The sequence below is a fragment of the Pirellulales bacterium genome (assembly GCA_036499395.1).
GTDB lineage: Bacteria > Planctomycetota > Planctomycetia > Pirellulales > JACPPG01 > JACPPG01.
Window position 1 is genome coordinate 167,267 of sequence record DASYDW010000077.1, and the last position, 17,041, is coordinate 184,307.

The 17,041-nt window shown below is 59.6% G+C and carries 8 protein-coding genes; 6 read left to right on the forward strand and 2 right to left on the reverse strand.

Annotated features, from left to right (window positions below):
* Positions 1-422 precede the first annotated feature (422 nt).
* The 6 genes from VGN12_14965 to VGN12_14990 all read left to right on the forward strand — a co-directional run bounded on the left by VGN12_14965 (position 423) and on the right by VGN12_14990 (position 7,949).
* Complete coding sequence (locus VGN12_14965) at positions 423-1,232, forward strand: hypothetical protein (protein HEY4310749.1); 810 nt, start codon at positions 423-425, stop codon at positions 1,230-1,232.
* A gap of 152 nt (positions 1,233-1,384) precedes the next feature.
* Positions 1,385-2,785 (forward strand): FHA domain-containing protein, encoded by a 1,401-nt coding sequence (locus VGN12_14970; GenBank protein HEY4310750.1) that lies wholly within the window; start codon positions 1,385-1,387, stop codon positions 2,783-2,785.
* 275 nt (positions 2,786-3,060) lie between these two features.
* Complete coding sequence (locus tag VGN12_14975; protein HEY4310751.1) at positions 3,061-5,079, forward strand: serine/threonine-protein kinase; 2,019 nt, start codon at positions 3,061-3,063, stop codon at positions 5,077-5,079.
* Positions 5,080-5,101: 22 nt separating this feature from the next.
* A complete protein-coding gene (locus VGN12_14980; GenBank protein HEY4310752.1) occupies positions 5,102-6,670 on the forward strand; it encodes a hypothetical protein in 1,569 nt (522 codons plus the stop codon).
* Positions 6,671-6,805: 135 nt separating this feature from the next.
* Entirely contained in the window at positions 6,806-7,444 is a 639-nt protein-coding gene (locus tag VGN12_14985; protein ID HEY4310753.1) for a sigma-70 family RNA polymerase sigma factor, read from the forward strand.
* A 100-nt stretch (positions 7,445-7,544) separates the two neighbouring features.
* Positions 7,545-7,949 carry a hypothetical protein gene (locus VGN12_14990; protein ID HEY4310754.1) on the forward strand — a complete coding sequence of 135 codons (405 nt, stop codon included), beginning with the start codon at positions 7,545-7,547 and terminating at the stop codon, positions 7,947-7,949.
* A 291-nt stretch (positions 7,950-8,240) separates the two neighbouring features.
* Here VGN12_14990 and VGN12_14995 read toward each other — a convergent pair whose 3' ends face one another.
* Together VGN12_14995 and VGN12_15000 are read right to left on the reverse strand one after the other, a co-directional pair.
* Positions 8,241-14,624, reverse strand: coding sequence for a hypothetical protein (locus tag VGN12_14995; protein HEY4310755.1), 6,384 nt, complete (start codon positions 14,622-14,624; stop codon positions 8,241-8,243).
* A 413-nt stretch (positions 14,625-15,037) separates the two neighbouring features.
* Positions 15,038-16,927, reverse strand: coding sequence for a hypothetical protein (locus VGN12_15000; protein HEY4310756.1), 1,890 nt, complete (start codon positions 16,925-16,927; stop codon positions 15,038-15,040).
* Positions 16,928-17,041 lie beyond the last annotated feature (114 nt).

The following is a 17,041-nucleotide window of genomic DNA, read 5'->3' on the forward strand; positions in this document are numbered from 1 at the left end:
AAGACCGGGCTGCGGGCAGTAAACTCTTCATTACGGAACCTTCAGATTCAATCCTAGGTAGGTAGCCTCTTGTTGTCAAAGCACCAATTACGCATTGCCGCATAACTTCTCACGTGGATGGCACATAGGTGCGACATTTGGTTCTGTAGCGGCGGAATCGAGCATTCTCCAATAGTGGGGGTAAGGCCGATTTATGCGATTCCTGCCAATACCGCCCGAGATTGAGCGAAGTCCATACCGCAGAGGGTGGATTTTCGCTTCTGGCAAGCCGTCGGTTACCGCAGCACAACCGGCACGAACGAGAGCGAATCCGCTCGCCCACGGACACAACATCGCGTTCGGGGGCGAGCCTCCGCCTGCTGCACAGGGCTACGCGTACCGCACAGAGACGTTTTGGTTTTTGAGAAAAGGAGGGTCTTCGCATGATTAAGAAAGTGCTCCTGGCCGGGATCGGCCTCAGCCTCGTGGGAGCGATGTTTTTCGGACGAGATGCGTTTAGCTATTTCCGCACGACTGCCGGTCGGATGAAGGACACGGTCCGCGGCAGCGTCCCCTTGGACTTCGAGATCGATCGTGCCCGGCGCATGGTCAAGGAATTGGTGCCGGACATTCGCAAGAACATGCACGTGATTGCCAAGGAAGAGGTCGAAGTCGAACAGCTACGCAAGCAAATTGCGTCGACCGATTCGCGTTTGGGCAAAGAGCGCGCGGAGCTTGTGCGTCTGAAGAACGATCTGGGATCGGGCGACAGCGTCTATCACTACGCTGGACGCTCGTACACCGTTTCGCAAGTGAAGTCTGACCTTGCCAATCGGTTCGAACGTTTCAAGACCACCGACGCCACGCTCGCCAGTTTGAAAGATATTGAGCAAGCGCGCGTTCGTAGCCTGGCCGCGGCGCGAGAGAAGCTAGAAGGAATGCTCGCCGCCAAACGCAAGCTGGAAGTCGACGTCGAACATCTGGAAGCACGCCTCAAAATGGTTGAAGCGGCACAGACGACCAGCGACTATGCGTTCGATGACAGCCGGCTCAGCCGGGTGAAAGAGCTGATCACCGATCTGCGCACAAGGTTGGACGTCGCCGAGCGCTTGACGAGCGCTGAAGGTATTTTTCACGGCGAGATCCCGCTGTCGGAAACGACCAGCGATAATCTGCTCGACGAAGTGACTGAGTACTTGCACCTGGATGGTGCGGAAAAGGTTGCCGAGATCACGTCGCCCAGCGCCGGTTAAGCCGCGACGCCAGGCATCACATCCGCTCACGGCGGATGAAGGGAAAGTTGCAACTGGCGGCGAACAGGGATGTTTCGCCGCCAGATTAGCATGTCGCGGCGCGACATGAAGTCGTAAATGCAAAGGCTCGTGGATCCATCGGAGTGCGGGAAATGTTTCAGCCCTGGCGACTCAAAGTGCGGGAGGCCGAAGAGGCGCTGCGACAGGGTCGGCTGGAGGAAGCGAGCCGACTGCTCGCCGAGCGGGGCTTGCTGGAATTCCTGCCGGCGCAGCGGTTGATGGCAAAAGTGGCGCACGAAATGACACAGCGGGCACAAAAACAATTCGTAGCCGGAGCAACGATGGCCGGCTGGCAGGATCTGGCCACGGCCGAACGTTTGGGCGCGGAACAGGCTGAATTGGCCGGCTTAAAGCAGCAATTCGTCGACCGTGGCTTATGCGAAGCCGAGGCCTATCTCACTGCCGGCGATCCGGCCGCGGCCGTCGAGCGGCTCGAGGCACTCGAGCGTCAGGGGGCAACAGGGCGAGAGTTTCGCCTCGTGCGTGAGGCGGCCGGCAAGGTGCTTAACGCCCAGCAATTATGTCAGGCCGGCAAGTTCGCCCAGGCCGAAGAAGAACTGGCGGCGGCACTCGTTTTACGCCCCGGTTGGCAAGTGCTGGAGGAGATTCGCCAGGCTTGCGTCACGCGCGGCAGCCGGACGAGGTGCCTCGTCGAGGAACTGCACGGCGCACTTTCGCAGGAAGATTGGACGATGGCGCTGGCCCGTTCCGAGGCGATACTGGAGCTTTGCCCTTCCCACGCCCCGGCGATCGATGCCCGGCGGCGGGCATGGGCGGTGGTCGGCATGGAATTGCCGAAAGCGCCCATCACTAGTGCGTCCGCGTTTGTAATGAATAACCAACGATCCGCTGTCGAAGCAGGTTCTCGGAAGCAACCGATGACCGACCATACACCAACTAGCGATCCGCCGGCCGAACGATTCTTGCTGTGGGTCGACGGCGTCGGTGGATATATGGTTTGTCGAGGCGATGTGATTAGCCTTGGCCAACCCGTGCAAGGCAGTTATGTCGATGTACCGGTGCTGGGAGATATCTCGCGATTGCACGCCCGCATTCGCCGCGACGGCGAAAGCTACCTGATCGAGCCTTGTCGCGCGACGCGTGTCGATGGTCGAGTGGTCGAGAGCGCTACGCTTTTGTCGGACGGCAGCGAGATCGAGCTTGGCGACGGCGTGAGATTCCGATTCCGCGTCCCCAATCCTTTGAGCCGCACGGCGCGATTGGACTTTATCAGCCGCCATCGCACCCAACCGACAACAGACGGCGTACTGCTGTTGGCCGAATCGTGCATCATGGGGCCAGGCAGCACTGCCCATATCGTTTGTCGTGACTGGACGAACGAGGTCGTGCTGTTCCCACAAGGGGATGACTTATTTTGTCGGGCATCCGGCCAATATCAGGTCGACGGACACGAAGTGGAAGGCAGGGCCCCGATCACGCGCTCGTCGCAGATCGTGGGGGAGGATTTTTCCCTGAGCTTGGAGAAACTGTGAAGGCTCAACGGCCGTGCGAGTTGGCCGCGAGCGTGTGGTAGGAGGAGGAACAGAGGAACAATTGCTAGAAGAGGACGAAGCGTCGAAGGCGTAAAACACAACCGCGCGGGCCGCGACACCGTGGCCGCCACAGCGCGTTAACTGCTTTGCCATAAGGTCTTGCGATTCCTGGACAAATGAACGAGCCAGCCGCTACTTTAGATGTAGTGAGTGAGGATCCGATGGACCTCCCAGCAACCCAGTTGCAGCCTGCCCCTGAACCACGAGCCGCAGCGATGAAATTTACGTACACCAGCGGCTCGCGTCCCCTCGACGGCTATACGATCAAACGAGGTATCGGCCAGGGAGGATTCGGCGAAGTCTATTACGCTACCAGCGACGCCGGCAAGGAAGTTGCGCTGAAGCTGATCCGCCGCAACCTGGATATCGAGCTGCGCGGCGTCACACAATGCCTGAATCTGAAGCACCCCAATTTGTTGTCCCTGTTCGACATCAAGGTCGACGATCGCGGCGACAGTTGGGTGGTGATGGAATACGTGTCCGGCGAGAGTCTCGAAGATTTACTCGCCAGTCATCCTAACGGCATGCCGATCGACGAGGCGTTGACCTGGTTTCACGGCATCGCCGCCGGTGTAGCGTACCTGCACGATCGCGGCATCGTGCATCGCGATTTGAAGCCGGGGAACATCTTTAATGATGATGGCCTGGTGAAGATCGGCGACTATGGCCTCTCGAAATTCATTTCGGCCAGCCGCCGCAGCGGACAGACCGAAAGCGTAGGCACCGTCCATTACATGGCTCCCGAAATCGCCAACGGGCGGTATGGCAAGGAGATCGACCTCTACGCGCTGGGCGTCATTCTGTACGAGTTGCTTAGCGGGCAAGTGCCGTTCGAGGGAGAGAGTGTCGGCGAAGTGCTGATGAAGCACCTCACGGCCGAGCCGGACGTGACGCGCGTGCCCGAGGCGTTCCGGGAATTGGTTGCCCGCTCACTGGCGAAGGATCCGCAGCAGCGCCCACATTCGGTACAAGAGTTCCTGGCCGCGCTGCCCAAGGATTACGCTCGACCCGTTGCGCCCGCGAGTTTACCTTCGCGCCCGCGGCCCGAGCCGGGCCTGGCCGAAACAACGATTCTGCGCAGCCCCGAAGCGGCGCAGCCTCCCCCGGCACCTCCGTACGGCGGCGCGGCACAGAGCGCCGGTAACTTTGCCGGCCCTGCTACTCCGCTCGGCATGCACGACTTCCAAACACTGTTTCATAAGTTCCTGGCGTGGTGGCAGCCGCTGGCGACAAAAAAGAAAGTTGTCCTGGCCGGCGTAGCCGCCATTGTTATCTCGACGCTAACGCAAATGGATAGCGGCGATAGCCAGTCGGGCAGGTGGTCGCGGGTCGTCGTCTTGACGTTGCTGATCTTGGGAGGCGTGCGCTTAGCAGGCTGGCTGAAGGCGCGTCCAAACATGGGGTCGGTTGCGATACCTCCGGTTCCGTATCGACCGATCGCTCAACCGGCGCCGGCGATGCCCGTCGCCGCAGCCCCTGTTGCGCCCGTACCTGTATCGCCCGCGCCGCCAGCCGTTTACCCAGCGCGGTATAGCCGCCGCGAACAAAGAATGGCGCGGCGCGATTCAGCGCGGCAGTTGTTAACGGCAAAGTCACCTCGCGATAAGGTTACCGAACTCGTCGGGTCTTTGTTGCTGGCCGCACTCGTGGCCGGGGCGGCGTCGCTATTGATGCTCATCGTGCAGCGCCGCGACCAACAGTTTTATTCCGAGTACGCCTGGCTGGGCATGTGCGCGGCGCTCGGGGCGTGGGGCGTGCTGATTCCCGCCAAGCTTTGGGAAGGACATCAGGGAGACGTCGTCCTGCGCCGCTTCGTTATGCTGGGCGTCGGCCTGTTGTTCGGTTTGATTGCTTTCGAAACGGGGCCGCGCCTGCTGAAGATCGTGCTCGAGAATGAAGTCGAAGTCCCACATGTCTCGCTCGACGGCACCTACACGCACAATGTCGAGGGTCAGCCTGACGTGATGGGTTACCTGGCCTATTTCGGTTTCTTGTTTCTGATTTTGCGCTGGTGGAAGCAGGCCGACCCGCTGCGCGGCAGCCGCTTGAGCCTGTGGTCGCTCATCGTATGCGTGTTCTTTGCCTGGGTTTTGACCATGTTCTGGCACTTCCCACAGCCGTGGGGCATGATGATGGCCGGCGCTATATCGCTGGCTGTGCAACTGTCGAGCCCTTGGATCGATCCACAATACCGCTTGGCCCGCGCGCCTGCCGCGCAGCCTGCAAGCACTTAAGCAAAGGATGAAGGGGGACGCCATGTTCGCCTTCGGCACATCTCGATTGATTTCGCAAACGGCACTGTTCGCCGCCGAGCCGAACAGCATGTTCATCATCGCAGTTGTGCTAGTGTTGGTGGCCTTCATCTTTCGACGCCGTCGGCGCCGCGCGCTAAAGGCAGGCCAATGCTCTCGCAGCCTTTGGTTCCCTTGGAAGCCTGTGCTGCTGATCGTGTTGATCGTCGTGGCCTGGAGGCATTTTCATGCCCCGCGATTTACTTGGAATTGGGATCTCGACGAAGAGATCCGCGCCGTCCAAGCCGCCACCAGCAGTGGCGATTTTCCGGCGATCAAGCAGCAAGAACTGTGGGCCCTGCGCCGCTCGGCGGAGGCCGCGCGCGAAGAGCGCGATCGCGATCGGGACCACGCCGCCAAGCCGAAATCCGTCAAAGCGACTCGCACAGCAAAGTCGGTCGTCGCGTCCGTCGTCTCTTCCACACCGAAGAAGGCGGATCCTGCCGAAGCTTACTCGAAAAAAGAAGACCTGATCTCGCCGCACGTAGCCCGCACTGTGGCACAAGCTCAGGAACTGACTACTCGTGCTTTGGATCATGCCCGCGAAATCGTCGCCGACACGGGCCGTGAAGTGGCGGCGCTGAAGGCCCTGACCGCGTTAAAGTTCGTCGTCGATCCCGCCAGTCCTGCTCCGGCCAAGCCGCCGAAGGCGAGCGAGGCCAAACAAGAGCCGGCTCCCGCAGCTTCGGTTGCGGTAATTGAAAGCACTGCAACCCTGGCCGCGCCCGAGGCGCCGGAGCATTCACCCGCCGTTGCATTTAAGTTTCCGACTGCTCCCGCGACGCCCGCAACCGCCGAGCCGGCGGCAAAGTCCACTTCGGTAAGGCCCGTCGTACGAGAGCGCGTACCGGAAAAGACAAAGGTACTGGTGAGCTCAAGCGAAATGGCAAGAGCCGAAAGCGAATCAAAGCCAACGGTTCCGACAACGCCCGCTACGAAGCGCCCCGACTGGATCGATCATCCCGATGGCCGCACGGGCGACATCTATTATGAAACCGTGATGGTCGAGCGTTATGCCACACGGGGCGAGGCCGAAGACGCGCTGGCGAAGGAAACCCAAGAGCGTACCAAGGCGTACGTCGATCGTTATTTGGGCGAGGGGGCGAGCATGCTATTCATCGTGCCGCCAGCCTATGTGCATGATCACCTGGTGAAGGAACGCTACGCCGAGCCCGTCGAAACATCCGTCGGGCCGATGATCAACGCCTACGCCCGCTTGGCGTTCGATCGCCGGGCGCAGGCCCAACTGCGGCGCATGCATCGCGACGCCGAGATCGAAAACCGTCTGTTGGGCGTTGCCGGTGGTGCCGTGGCGGTAATGCTAGTGCTAGGTTCGGTGTTTGGATATCTGAAGCTCGACACGCTCACACGCGGCTACTACACGCGGCGCTTGCAGTTGGCAGCGGGGGTCGTGATACTGGCGGTGGCGGCATTAGGAACGCGGTTCGTTCTGCCGCTTGTTTCCGAAAAAGCGAAGACGCCCCCCAGAGTTATCGAACTGCCGATCGATGTCACCAGGGCGCCGACGACCTAGCGCGGCCCGGGTTGCATGCCGAGCCGAGCGCTTCGAGTGCTTGTCCCTTGGTGGCGAGTTGGAAACTCCCGAGGTGCCCGTCGGGCAGCAGCGTGCAGGCCGAGATTAACCGAACCCTCGATTGTTGTTGTCCCCATGTCCTCTTCGCCCCAGCCTGACGCCTTGCTGGTGGATCGCATACGCTCGGGCGAGCCGGCAGCCTGGAACGATCTGATCAATCGCTTCGAGGGGCGGCTGCTGGCCTTCGTCGAAAGTCGCCTGCGGCATCGCGCGGCCAGCGAAGACGTCGTACAAGAGACGTTCATCGGCTTCCTCACCAGCGTTCCGAATTACGACGTCAGCCGGCCGCTAGAGGGATATCTGTTCTCGATCGCTGCGCACAAACTGACCGACCATATGCGCCGCGAAGGGCGGCGCCCCGCCCTGCCCCTGGCAGGCACGTCAACCGGCGGCGAATGGGACTTGCCCGGCCCGCAGCGCCCCGCCAGCAGCATCGCCCGCAGCGGCGAACGCAAATCGCTCGAAAGCGCGGCCCTGGTCGAGGCGATCGCCGGGCTGATGCGCCGCTGGAAGCAGCAAGGGGACTGGGACAAGATCAAATGCGCCGAGCTGCTGTTCGTGCGCGGCCTGCCGAATAAAGAAGTCGCCAAGCAACTCGGCATCACCGAGCAAGCCGTGGCGAACCACAAGTTCGACTTCCTGGCCCGCCTGCGCTCGCTCGTGAAACAATCGGGCCTGCCCGCCGAAGTGTTCCCCGAACTCCACGATAAATAAAACCCGCACATGCTGAGTCTCACCAACTACCAGCAACCGACTACCGCCTGCTAGCCACCGAATATTACCAACTGCCCTCTGCCGACTGCCCATTAATCAAATGGCTGACGAATTCTCAGACGCCGACCTGGAAGCGTATCTGGACGAAGGACTGCCGCCGGCCGCGATGGCGCAGATCGAAACCGCGGCCCGCGCGGACGCGGCGTTATTGCGCCGGTTGGCCGGCATCAACGCGCGCCGCGACGGTGGCAACCACACGCTGGGCGAGATCTGGCGCTTGCACCGCCTGAGTTGCCCCAGTCGGGCTGAACTCGGCAGCAGCCTGCTCGGCGTGCTTTCGCCGGCAGAGAACGACTACATCCAGTTTCATTTGACGGTCATCGGCTGCCGCTATTGCCAGGCAAACTGGAACGACCTGGCCAATCAACAGGCCGAAGCGGCCGACGCCCAAGCCAGCCGCCGCCGCAAATACTTCCAATCGAGCGCCGGCTTCTTGAAGAAATAACGCAGCGCGCGATTATCGAAGTGCGCTCTCGCGAATCGCGTTCTCACTCAGATGGTCGGCCGACGATCAAACCCCTCTCCCTCTGGGAGAGGGCAGGGTGAGGGGCGTTGCCAACCGAGGCCAATGCCAACCGCAGGCGCGAACGCGACGCGCAATCTCGCCGAGATACCGCAAGCGCACCTCGCGAAGATCGCTCCGGGCATCGGCAAACGGATACGATACCCGCACCAGCCACGTCGTTCACGCGCTGTCAAACAGCGATTCTTCGACGCTCCCGCCCCGCGGCCACCGCTACTCGATAAACCGCTCGAGCAGAATGCCTTTGTTCACGTTGTGGTTCTCACCCCGTTCGAAGCCGACAGGTATGCTGCGGTCGTACATGTAAAACGCGCGATGCCGCTGGATATCTCCCGTATCGGCGCCGACCTCCTGCCCGAGCACCCAGCCATCCGGATACTTCACACTGCGCTGCGGATCATTACTGGGCGCGGGCGTCACCTCGAAATACCCAACCGTAATCCATACGGAATAAACATTCGACCGCGTGGTCAGCAAATTATCGAGCCGACGAAACGCCTTATACGCGAAGTACGGGTTGCGGTACTGGTCATCGATTGGTGCAGTCGTCTCATACCAGCTATACGATCCCGTGCCAGGGTATTCAAATAGCGGATAGTTCGCGGGCGTGCTCGTATTCGGCATCGTCCGCAATAGCGTCGCGTCGATCTCGCGTTCCGGCTGCGGACTTGCCGTCGACGTGGGATCGCGCCGCATGGCATCCAGCGGCACCAGCGTATGACTCCCATACGAACGGAACGGGTTGCTAAAAATGGAGGGAAGATTGGGCGTCGCACTAACCATTTGCGTCACCAAATCCGCTCGCAAATGCGCTCCCTTCGACGACGACTCGGTGGGGGTAACCCCCGCCGGGAGAACAGTTCCCAAGCGGCTTAGGCAAACCGCGTTCCACAGATTGACCCACGAAGGGCCAGACGATACTTGCGCGGACGTATGGCTATCGTCGATAACCCCCTGCCAGACGAACGGATCGAGTATCGTGTTGATATTTACCTTCCCTGGATCCCGAAGTCGCGAGACTCGATTGAACGGCGGATGCAGGGAATGCACCGGCAAATTGTTCGGGTTGTCAGTGCCGGCGTTCGGATCTTGGAAATAGCCCATCATCTTCTGAGGGGGGAGCCAGGTATCCGTCCCCGTAAAGCGCGAAGGGACATGTACGTATTCCAACAACCGATAGAAGTTCGGCGAAAATTCTTGCCGTGGAATCGCGCTGGTCGCCATAGTCGTCACGTATTGCGGAGAGTCGAACACATTGGCCAGGTGTCCGTACTCACCCATGGGCGAGGGAGGATTGGGTTGCCCCGCGTGCTCGTAGGGATGGTTGTTAACCGACGTTTGGCCAGGCCAGCCCGTGCCCAGAAAGGGGAGCCCGAGCGACATTTCGTTGACGCTAAACATGCTCGACGGGCTGCCGAACGGCACGAGCATCAATTCCTTGGAACTGACGTAAGGACGGTCGTTCCAAGTCAACCAAGGAAACGGAATCCGAGGATCGCCACGGTATTCGGCCGTGGGAATGATCGACGAGCCAATGATGTTCGTGTCGCTGCTGGTCCACCACCATTTGCCTGTCGTCGGATCAAAAGCGCCGGTCGCGGTAAGATTCACGAGCTCGCGATTCAGAAATCCAGGTGAGGCAAGAGGACAGGGCTGCAGCAAGGTGCCGGCGCCGGTCGGCGCTGTTGTCGCTTGCGAATACAGGTTGTAATTGTGCGGAATGTCGCCGCGGCGACGGCTGTCAAACGTAAGCGTCCCGGCGGCCAGCAGGCCAGGCTCGCTTGCCGGACCCGGGGTCGCCGCCGCCGACTTCTCTCCATTGAAAGCCGTCAAATCGACAGGCATCTTATCGACGATAATGTACGGATTCGTATTGGCTTCCCACGGTTGGTCTGGATTCGCCAGCCGCTGGAGATAGACATAAGTCGTCGGCGTCGTGGGGTTTGGGCCATTCGTTCCGTCGTACTTTATGTTGGTTTGGCGGAAGGGATCCGAAGTGAACAACGTTGAATCAAAATCATACGGCGTGTCTGGTATGCCGCCCGTGTAATAAGCGTTATCGTTGTAATTCGCATTCGGAACGTTCGCGATATTCGTAGACGTAATTGCCGAAGTGGCCATTGGATAGCCCCTATCAGGCTCGGAAACGCTCATGCGGATTGAGCGGGCGAGGTTAGTCGGAGCAATGGGAGCAATGCTGGGCGGACTGAAATAGAGGGTTGAGATCGGCAACCACAGCGTCTGTTTCATATCGGTTTGTGTTGGATTCGACACGTGATATGGATTCAGATAGGGCGTTGTCGAACCACTAACCGCTGGATTGAACGTGTTGTAAATACCCCCCGTTGCGCCATCCATCAAAATATTGGGGCCCAGCGTTATCCGATAGAGATAATTGTTCTTAATCGAAGTAACGGTAGCTCCTTGCGGAATGGTCGAGCCGCCGGCTAGCACGTCGGTCGATCGGTCGCGTATACCGAATCCGGTCACAAGATTCGCCGTGGTGCCGTAGGGATCGGCGGCTGCGGGGCCGATCATCGCATATGTATTGGGGGGAATGATCGTGTTCGGCGTTCCAGCCGTCGACGTCATATTGAGATAGAACTGTGGCGGTTGGTAGGTCGTGATCGAAGAAAACTCGGTCGTGGTGATCGCCGGCGAGCCGGAGGTGAAATACACGATGCGATCGATCTGCTTCGGCAAAAGGGTGGGCATTCGATCCGGTGGCAGCGTCGGATTTACCGCCGGATTGTTGCGAAACGTTGCCAGCCGCCAGACGGGCGATTGGCTGCTAAAAGTATCGAGTTTCGCGAGGTCGACACCGAATCGCGCTGCACCGGTCACGTTGTCCGTCGTCGCGGTTTGATTGTAGAGCTCGCTGGGTTTCATCCCGCCGATTCTGTTTCCGATCGTGAAGGGGGGATTGGGATTGAATAATTCGACCATCAGCGTGCCGCGGGGGCGGCGCACCTGGTCGAAGTCGGCGTCGACATTCGGGTTGGTGCCGCCATTGATGGTCGTGACAAATTGCCCCTTGCCCGCCCCACCTGTCCCTTGCTTCGAGTCGGCCGTGCCGCGGTCATGCGTGGCAAGCGTCTCGGTGATCAGCAGTTCCGGTCGTTCGCAACCCCAGACGAGGCCGCGCCAAGTGCTCGCGTCGTCGGGGCTCGCAGCTCCCCCGACCGGATTGATAATACCGTCGACATCCCAAGTAGTGTTGGGGGTGGCGTCGTCGTTTTTGAACGGGTTAATGTCGAACTCGAACGGCGTCATGATCGAATCGCCGTCCATGAAGTCGACGATGTTCACCGCCCACTGCGCTAGATAGTACGGCGTGTCGGCCGGCTGACCGGCTAGGCCATCCCCATCGTAGTCCCCGGTAGCCTGCAGGGCTTGCACCGTCGGCGTTGGAACGTGATCCGCCAACAATGACAACAGCACGTATATATGGCGAGCGAAAAGCTGCCTCGCCTTCATGTCGTCGCCTGCCGTCAGTACGCCGCCGGACATCGTGCCGATGGTGTTAGCCGTGCTTGTGTTATTGTTGGCCTGACCGTCGTTATTCAGGTCCAGCGGAAAGCCATTGGTGCCTGGGTTCGTATTGGCGACCGGGTTTCCGGCGACCCCGGTCGGCGACTGCCAACCAGCGGTCGGCGCCGCAACACTCAATGCCGCCCAGGAACCTTCCGTCTCGCCCGGTTCATCAATGATGCCGTTACCGTTGTCATCGTAGCCGTTGCCGAGCGTTCGATTGATATTCATTTTCTCGCCCGCGATAAGCTCAGGAGCGAGAAGTTGCGAGATCGCCAGATCAGCGTTGAACGTCGCGTTATAGGGTAGGGTCTCGGCTCGGATGCGCGCGGCCAGCAGTTGCGTGATGTGGCTGTTCAGGATCGGAGGAATCGTTGTCGTTCGATTAGCAGTCGTGCGGTTGTAGTACAGCGTGAATTCCAGGTCCGGCGAGGCAAACACCATGCTCGGCACTGGCAGGTCGAAGCTGTGCGTTGTTAGCAGGCTTGGTATCTGGGCCAGCTCTGGGTAATACGGAAAACGTCCGACCGCGTCGCTCGGCAATGATGGCGCCGGATTGGTCATCGCGATCGGCGCAAGGCGCAAGATCCGATTTGGCAGTGACGGCGCGTCACTATCTCGCCAACGCAGAATGCGCTCCAACTCGGCGGGCGTGAACGGTTCGTCGACCGAGACGATATACGCGCCGTTCAGACCGTTCGGCCAGTTCAGCCCCCATGTCGACTGTGAGTATCCGTCATTCGCGGCATTCAATGAGAGATCCAGCTCGTACGGATCGTCGATGGCCTCATCGGGCTCGCCCCAGCCAGCATCACCCGCCAGGCTTAAATTGGTCATCGAAGGATAATCGAGATACATTGGCTGGCCGCGTAAGTCGAGGGCGATCATGCCGTCGCCATCAAGGTCCGGCGGCGAGCCATAGGCCGAGCCGTATCCTTGCGCCCACTTGCCCCCTGACCACATGGTCGGATTCTCGAAAAACGGAATCGGAAACTGTGGCGCGGTTGGGGAGAAATTAACCGGCAGATAGGGGTATTGATGTTGCGACCAATTTCGCCAGTTGTACGTCGGCGAGAGACTGGACTCGCGCAGCCAATTCATCGGGTCATTGAGCCAAGTGATACCCACCCCCGGCGGCACGCTCAGTGCCGTTCCTGTGAGTTCGAGCTCGCCGTTGCGCCCTTCGATCCAGTAAACGGAATCGCCACTAAGCGTCTTGCGTAACTCACCGGTCGGCGTTGCCAGCGGCACACTGCCCCCCATTGCCGCGGGCGACGAATTCCAACCTGGCTCGAAGATCGGGTGCAGGCTGATCTCCGGGGGACCATAGCCCGAACCGACTCGGAGTTGATTCGCGGTGTTCATCGGGACAGGGACACCCAGAGTCGGCATCGCGAAAGGCGCATTGACAGGGCTGAACCGCGACGGCGCAGCACTTGCCGACGGCGGGCAATGCCGAATATTCGAATGGGCGTTGAGGTTCAGCTTGCCATCCATGTCAACGCACAGAATCGCGAACAATGGCTTATAGCGCCGTCCATCCGGCGATTGCTGCACGGGCATGCCGAGATCGACCCAAACGCTATCCGGGATACCGTCGCCGTCGTTATCAACATCCCAGAGATGACCGGGCATGCCGCCTTGAATTGGGTCGTAATTCGGATTGCTGCCGGTGAAGTTGGGGTTTTCGCTTTCATCGACCGTCGCCGTGCTTGCGTCGTCCTGAATCGATAGCGGACGCAGCGAAATCTTCCGCAGCAAATTCCTTGCCACGAAATACTGGTTGCCATTGAATGTCAAAGCGTCGTAAGGATTCGCGCTTGACACGGCTGACGTGGGGAACAGGTAGTTGTTGCTACCGCCCAGAGTCGCCTTCCAACGAGTGTTCCAGTACATCATCAAGTCCGGCCGATGCAGCGAAGGGAGTAGCGTCATTAACTGGTAATTGCTTGTGACGTAGGTCGCTGAGAGGGTGGGGTCAGCCCAGACGCGCATCGCCAAAAGCATGTTCTGGAAATCGGGCGCGTCGTAGTCCTCATTCGCGCCGCCGGGTCCCGCGGGATCGAGATAACTGGTAAATGGAGTGCCGGTATCGACCGGTTCGAAAACTCCACGGCGCGGGTTCGGCAATAGCGCGTATTGAAATCCTGGCTGGGTCGCCGGACTTGCGGGATTGAAACTCGGCAAGGGATACGGGGGAGAAGGCAAACAAGCATCGAGCAGGCGCGTGTTAGTCGTCGTCGATACAAACGACGAAGGGTTGAAGCCGAAGCCCGTGCCCGAAAAGGCCCGACCATTGATGAGAAACGTATCGCCCGGGTTCGGGACAATGCCGTCGAACCCTAAAACCTGGAAGTAGTTCGTCGAGTTGTTATAGTTGTAGTAATAGCCGACGATTTGCCCTGTGCGCCCTGCGGCAGGGCCGGTGATCATCGTTATCAACCGGCCGTTGTAGTAACCATAAGGGGCAAGGTCGGTCGACTTGGGAAAAAACGGATCGTTGGAGATGTTTGCCGTGAACGCCAGAATCGGCGTTGGCGCGTACGTACTTAGGTTCACAGGCGAGTTTGCAGTCGAATCAGGCAGGTAAGGAAGCGGTGCCGAACCACCGCCGGAAAGCTGTACAACCATATAGCCGATCTTGTCCGGATTGCCTGATGTGCCCGGCAAAATCGTACCGCGAACGCCATACTGCGAAGGCGTCGATTGTCCCGCATTGTGACCGTACTCATCTTCCAGCAAGCTATGCACGCTCATGACCGAGTTGCTGTCGCGGGAGCCGCGAACGACCTGCATCAAGGCGCCATAAAGTTGCGCCTGCGGCGAGTCGCCCGTTTGTTCCGTGCGGGCACCCTGCATCACGCCTTGCCGGTGGCTGACCGTGGCCACGACGAACGAGATCAACAGCATCGTGAACAGCGCGAGCAGGACCAGCACCACCAACAGGATGACGCCCGCGGACCGGCGGTGCGCCGCGCGGCGACGCAAGGCGTGCGACCTGCGCGTGACTGGCTGGGACTGATTACGCTTCGGGAATGGGCTGCCAGATTCTTGGTTCGCTAACATGATGTGCTTCTTTCGCTGGACCCACGGTGGGGTCAATCGGCCGTATGCCCCGGCCCGCTCGGCGGTTCTCTGTTGCTGGTCAATCGTTTGCGTCACTTGGGGTGACGGCATCCCTGACGTTTGCCGGACTGGCGGCCGGCGTAAGTTCCTGCGTGCGTCCTGTTTTCAACGGATGGCGTTCGTTAGTTCGAGAGACCTGCAAAGTCTGTAGCCGGGGACTTCGACCCCGGAGCGGCACGTTGATGCCCGGACCTCGAAGTGGCCGACTACAGAAAACAAAGTGCATGTTTTCAACTTTGCAGTTCTCTTGATTCGTTGGTCGTGAATGGTTTTTTTGATGTCGTGTGCCGGCGATTCAGTGAGTTCGCCCTCACCTGCCCACTCCCCGAGGGAGAGGGATTTCTAATAGCTATCTATTGCGAACCGAACGGCGAATCGCCGTCGACCGTGATTGTCTTCTGATAAACACCGACTACGCCTTCGACCACCGTGGCGTAGGCGTAGATGTACACAGAACCGACCCCCACGACATTAACCATGTTCAAATTGGCAAACTGGACGCCAATAGGCGGCGGGCTAGTGCCAAAAAGCACCGGTGGAGTGTTTCCTGTTCCATTGAACGCGGGATCGTCCCATTGAACGCCCTGGGGCCAATCTGGGCCGTTAAGCGTGACATTGCGGAAACCACCAGCCGACGTCAGCGCGGTGCCATCATCGACCGCCAGGATTCGGTACCAATTGGCAATGGTGCGGAAGCGGGGCCAATAAATAGGACCGCCGCTGCCTTGCCGCATTTCGCCGGCCACCGTGATCCCTGAGAGCATCAACCACTGTCCGGGCTTCAGCGTTGCTAGCCAATCGGCCTGATGCTGTGCGCGCTGCGGATCAGGATCGGTTGGGTTTTGCGCTGCATAAAGTGTGACCTCTCCACCGCCGAGACTGCCTGGGTTTATTTTCGCAGGCACCATCCATTCGCCGGGCAGAATGTCATCGGTGAGTGGCGTCGGAGGCATGTCAACCACACGATTCTGGCAGATCACGACCGACACGTTGTATTGCCGCGTGTTCATCAGGGCTGACGAATCCGGGTGCATGACGGTGTCTTGCAAATTCGCGGCCGTCGCGTCAACCTGTGCCGACGCTGGGGATACCGTAGCGAACCAGGAGTAATTGCCCTGGTACAGCGGCTCTTGCCGATTCGTGCCCGTCGTGTCGTAGGTGAAGCCAAGCGTTGGACGATCACTGGACGGGTTTGTCGGATTCAGCGGATTGAAGATTAGATCGCTGTTGGAGCGGAAGATGCGATCCGCCACCGTCAGGGGCATGAAGCGGGGCTGCGTCTGGATCGTTGCTGACGCAGTCGATGTGGATTGGAACCACGGCTGCGGCCACGGCCCGTAACCAGGCGCGGGAACCGGCGGCAAGTTATACGGAGTAGAAGCGCTCCAATTCTGCTGAACGCCGAGGTTCTGGACCGGCGGGACCGGCCAGGTAGGAAGGGGACTCAGAGGCGGAGTCTGCGACCACACCGTTCCATTGATTGGATATCGAGGCCATTCGGGCAACATCGTGATGCGCGGTAGCAGCGGTGCCCCGGGATCATACGTTTGCTGGTAGGGGAACGTCTGAATGAACGTCCATTGCGCTGGCGCACTGCCGTAGGGAGGAACAGTAGCTGGACCGTTGCCGCCCTTGAGATAGGTATTGGCGGCTTCTGAAACGCCCAGCGGATCAAATACCAGCACCTGTCCTGCGGTAGCAGCGAAGGGGGGATAGGGATTGGGCGAGGTAACAAAGTAGCCAGGAGGATACGGCGGAGGAAGTTGTGGGTAAGTAGTAGACGAATTCCAAAAAAGATTGACGCCAATCGGTGTTGCTGCGACAGGTGACGACGGATTGTAAATGTACGGATACAAAACCGGGTAGAGTTGAGGAGCGGTGGAGTAATCAGGGGCGGGGGGAGTGCTCAAGCCGGTCGGCGGGACAGCCGTTTTCAACTGCGCACCACCGGGGCCGATGTAGTTGTTGAAGACCAATGGTGGCAGGTAGGGGTACGTTATAATCCGTTGCTGGTATGACTGGGGGCTTGCAACGACACTATTCGTTGGATCGGGGTCGATGAACATCCCCATCTGCGTGTCGACCCACTGCTTAGGCTGCAAATAGCTGCGGACTTCCATGTCGCGGAAGCTGGCGCGGCCGGCGGTGCTCGATTGGTCGAGCTTGTTGGCTTCGACCAGTTCGTACGCTCCTAAGGGAACGAGCGCCGCCATGCCCAGGATGCCAACCGACAATATGCCCACGGCGAACAACACTTCGAGCAGCGAGATACCACTCCGAGTAGTGGGCAGAGGGCAGTGGGCGGAGGGCCGTGACGAAGTAACTCGCGGAATCGCACATTTCCTGGTGCGAATCCC

Excerpts from the sequence above, each read along its gene's own strand:
- VGN12_14965 (HEY4310749.1), top strand. The coding sequence starts at position 423 with ATGATTAAGAAAGTGCTCCTGGCCGGGATCGGCCTCAGCCTCGTGGGA.
- VGN12_14980 (HEY4310752.1), top strand. The coding sequence starts at position 5,102 with ATGTTCGCCTTCGGCACATCTCGATTGATTTCGCAAACGGCACTGTTC.
- VGN12_14990 (HEY4310754.1), top strand. The coding sequence starts at position 7,545 with ATGGCTGACGAATTCTCAGACGCCGACCTGGAAGCGTATCTGGACGAA.
- VGN12_14975 (HEY4310751.1), top strand. The coding sequence starts at position 3,061 with ATGAAATTTACGTACACCAGCGGCTCGCGTCCCCTCGACGGCTATACG.
- VGN12_14970 (HEY4310750.1), top strand. The coding sequence starts at position 1,385 with ATGTTTCAGCCCTGGCGACTCAAAGTGCGGGAGGCCGAAGAGGCGCTG.
- VGN12_14995 (HEY4310755.1), bottom strand. The coding sequence starts at position 14,624 with ATGTTAGCGAACCAAGAATCTGGCAGCCCATTCCCGAAGCGTAATCAG.
- VGN12_14985 (HEY4310753.1), top strand. The coding sequence starts at position 6,806 with ATGTCCTCTTCGCCCCAGCCTGACGCCTTGCTGGTGGATCGCATACGC.